This window comes from Micromonospora sp. NPDC049004 (assembly GCF_040649315.1).
Lineage (GTDB): Bacteria > Actinomycetota > Actinomycetes > Mycobacteriales > Micromonosporaceae > Micromonospora.
In genome coordinates, this window is the sequence record NZ_JBEZFG010000026.1 from 1 (window position 1) to 2,525 (window position 2,525).

The following is a 2,525-nucleotide window of genomic DNA, read 5'->3' on the forward strand; positions in this document are numbered from 1 at the left end:
CAGCTGCGGCGCAGTCGACCCAGCAGCCGCGACGAGGCCACTCAACGCTCCGGCGCCCGGCCCGCTCACATCGAGTCGAGATCCCGCCCGCTCACCAAGCCCTAGATCACTGCTCCTTCACCCCTTCTTATTGCTGGTGAAGGATGGCCACATGCTTCGTACGCCTCGCGCACTCCTGCTGGACTTCGGTGGCGTCCTGGTTGACGCCCCTCCCCAGCCTTCGGCCCCGCCCGAGCTGGTTCGCCAGTTCGCTCGGATCGTGGAAGGCGCGGTATCCGATGAGCAGATCGCCGCTGATCTGACCCAGGGCGCACGGGCATACGCGCTGTGGCGCGATGGGGTGGGCAAGACCGGCGATCCGATTGAACTTCCGCACGCGCAGGTGTGGGCTAACTTCGTCTCCCCCAGCTGGCCAGAGTCAGCCCAAGACGCGGTCGAGCGGGAAGCCACCGCCCTGGCATACGCCTGGACCTGGCGGGCCGAATGGGAGGTACGTCCCGGCATCCCGGAGGCACTGCGTGCCGCTACCGACGCCGGTCTCCCCCTGGCCGTGGTCAGCAACACCCTGTGCGGCGCCGCCCACCGCGACTACCTCGCCACCACCGGCCTGTCCGACCTATTCACCGCCGAGTTCTACAGCGACGAAGCCGGCCCCCGCAAACCCAACCCCCAGCTGGCCCTTCTGGCAGCTGACGCCGTCGGCGTACCGATCGGAGACTGCTGGTTCATCGGTGACAGCCTGCACAGGGACATCGCCTGCGCCCGCCGCGCTGGTGCTCAAGCCGCCATCCTCATGCGTTCACCCCGCACTGACCGTGAACCACCGGAACCCGCCCTGACCCCCGACGCGACGATCCAGGACGGTCACGGTCTACGCGAACTGCTCCGTCAGGCGTGCGGCACGGTCGATCGGCCATCGGCCAGGACGTGACGGTGAATCCGCTCGGCGGCGGCATGCGGTGACACCTCTGCAGTGTCGATGGTTAGATCCGCATCGGGTAGAGGCTCGGTGTCGTCCCATGCCCGGAGACGCGCGTCCGTGTCGCCAGTGTGCCGTGCCACGATCCTCCGCTCAGCCACGTCACGGGGACACCAGAGGTAGACCACCCACCAGCTGGCATCGGGAACAGCCCTCGTGACAGCCGCGACAGCTGGGCGCTGCCCCAGGTGCACGACAGGCACCGCGGCCGACAGTTGCTGCGCAAGGAACGGCCGGTCGACCACGTACCGCGCGCCGTATCGGGGGTTTTCCCAGATGACATCGCCGCTGCGGCGCAACTGGTCGAGGGTCGTCTCATCGGCCATGCGATAACCCCTCGTGCGGCCTGATCCGACCTTGAGCCGCTCGAACAGGACATACCGGGGGTCGAGGTCGCGCAACGCAGCGGTAACGGTGTCCTTGCCGGCCGCTGGTGGTCCGTAGAGGATCACACCGCGCATCACAAGCCCTCGCCCGCGAGGATCCCCTTTACCAGCTCCTTGGCCTGCTCTTGCAAGGGCCGGCTCGAAGCGCAGTTGTCCACCACCAGGTGAACGCCCGCCGGGCGGAAACCAAGGTTGATGGAGCCAACGTACGCCGGCCAGTCGGCAAGTTTGAACGCATCGCGGGCAGCGCCGCGCCGACGTACGTAAGTCAGCATCGTGTCGGCATCGCAGTACACCCACACCACCGTGACAGCGGCGTTCGCCGCCTCATAGAACGCATGTGTGCGAGCCATCCATGCGGGATCGCCGAACTCTCGAATAAAGGGCGCTGTCACAACGACACTGTTACCGCACTGCACGTTCTCACTAGCCGCGTCTTGCAGGGCCTCGTACTCGCGCGGGCGGATGGTAGTCAAGTACGTCTGCGACTCGCGATCGTTCGGCGATAGTCCCAGCGTATCCAGTGCCGCCTCAACTACTGGCCGAGTCAGAGTGTCCTTGTCGAGCATCGGCCACCCCGTTTCGCGGGCCAGGATGCGGCCCAACTCGGTCTTGCCGCTACCTGCGTAGCCACCAATCAACAAAACGCGGGGACGCTCCGGGCGTACCTCGCTGCGGCGCAGCTGGTCTGGTGCGTGTACCACCCGCTTCGAGCGGGACTCGTTGATGACGAGCCCTTCATCGGCCAGCACCTTCATGGCTTCGTTGATGGTGAAGACGCTGACGCCCCACTCGTCCGCAAGTTTCCTCGTTGACGGCAGGGCGGTGCCATGCACCAGGCGACCCGCCTCAATCTCGTTGCGGATGTTCCGAGCCACCTGCTGATGCCGGGCCTCCGGCCGCTCCGTGCGGCCCTGCGGAGAGGTCATCGCGGTGCTCCCTGTGGTTGGCGTCGCGTACCGCTTGCAGGCTACCAGCGGCCTAACAGATGAGCGGTGTCCTGACTGCTCGCTTGCGTTCGATGAGAACCTGTGAGCTAACAGTTGACTGGCATCCATATCAGTTGTTAGGTTAGGCGCATCACAGAGACCGGAGCGCCGGTCAAGTCGCAGCAGCGAAGGAGATCGACATGGCCCTCAGGGGTGGTACTCGGTTCTCGG

The 2,525-nt window shown here is 65.9% G+C and carries 3 protein-coding genes; 1 reads left to right on the forward strand and 2 read right to left on the reverse strand.

The window, feature by feature from the left end; genetic code table 11:
• Positions 1-151: 151 nt before the first annotated feature.
• Positions 152-931 (forward strand): HAD family hydrolase, encoded by a 780-nt coding sequence (locus AB0B97_RS32465; protein ID WP_357499142.1) that lies wholly within the window; start codon positions 152-154, stop codon positions 929-931.
• Here AB0B97_RS32465 and AB0B97_RS32470 read toward each other — a convergent pair.
• Together AB0B97_RS32470 and AB0B97_RS32475 are read right to left on the reverse strand one after the other, a co-directional pair.
• Positions 889-1,440: a kinase gene (locus tag AB0B97_RS32470; RefSeq protein ID WP_357499144.1), complete on the reverse strand. Its 552-nt coding sequence runs from the start codon at positions 1,438-1,440 to the stop codon at positions 889-891. The two genes, AB0B97_RS32465 and AB0B97_RS32470, sit on opposite strands and share 43 nt — an antisense overlap.
• Positions 1,440-2,294, reverse strand: coding sequence for a GntR family transcriptional regulator (locus tag AB0B97_RS32475; RefSeq protein ID WP_357499146.1), 855 nt, complete (start codon positions 2,292-2,294; stop codon positions 1,440-1,442). Before AB0B97_RS32475 ends, AB0B97_RS32470 begins: the two co-directional genes overlap by 1 nt.
• Positions 2,295-2,525 lie beyond the last annotated feature (231 nt).

Bases quoted from the DNA above. Each gene is read 5' to 3' on its own strand.
- AB0B97_RS32465 (WP_357499142.1), top strand. From the start codon at position 152: ATGCTTCGTACGCCTCGCGCACTCCTGCTGGACTTCGGTGGCGTCCTG.
- AB0B97_RS32470 (WP_357499144.1), bottom strand. From the start codon at position 1,440: ATGCGCGGTGTGATCCTCTACGGACCACCAGCGGCCGGCAAGGACACC.
- AB0B97_RS32475 (WP_357499146.1), bottom strand. From the start codon at position 2,294: ATGACCTCTCCGCAGGGCCGCACGGAGCGGCCGGAGGCCCGGCATCAG.